Origin of the sequence: Enterobacter cloacae complex sp. IR5401 (assembly GCF_049238425.1) — a bacterium.
Classification (GTDB): Bacteria; Pseudomonadota; Gammaproteobacteria; order Enterobacterales; family Enterobacteriaceae; genus Enterobacter; species Enterobacter hormaechei_C.
Genome location: NZ_JBMKHN010000056.1, coordinates 1 through 618, shown reverse-complemented (window position 1 = coordinate 618; position 618 = coordinate 1). Strand labels below are relative to the sequence as shown.

The 618-nt window shown below is 51.9% G+C and carries 1 protein-coding gene; it reads left to right on the top strand.

From position 1 onward, the window contains the following. Positions 1 to 618, top strand: a 618-nt coding sequence (locus tag ACOTX1_RS23805; protein WP_044705022.1) for an EF-Tu/IF-2/RF-3 family GTPase, incomplete at both ends; no start/stop codon positions are given.

Here is a 618-nt window from a genome sequence, read left to right as displayed (position 1 = left end):
GAAAATCATCGAACTGGCTGGCTACCTGGATTCTTACATCCCAGAACCAGAGCGTGCGATTGACAAGCCATTCCTGCTGCCAATCGAAGACGTATTCTCCATCTCCGGTCGTGGTACCGTTGTTACCGGTCGTGTAGAGCGCGGTATCATCAAAGTTGGTGAAGAAGTTGAAATCGTTGGTATCAAAGAGACTGCGAAGTCTACCTGTACTGGCGTTGAAATGTTCCGCAAACTGCTGGACGAAGGCCGTGCTGGTGAGAACGTTGGTGTTCTGCTGCGTGGTATCAAACGTGAAGAAATCGAACGTGGTCAGGTTCTGGCGAAGCCAGGCTCAATCAAGCCACACACCAAGTTCGAATCTGAAGTGTACATTCTGTCCAAAGACGAAGGCGGCCGTCATACTCCGTTCTTCAAAGGCTACCGTCCACAGTTCTACTTCCGTACAACTGACGTGACCGGTACCATCGAACTGCCAGAAGGCGTAGAGATGGTAATGCCAGGCGACAACATCAAGATGGTTGTGACTCTGATCCACCCAATCGCGATGGACGACGGTCTGCGTTTCGCAATCCGTGAAGGCGGCCGTACCGTTGGCGCGGGCGTTGTTGCTAAAGTTCT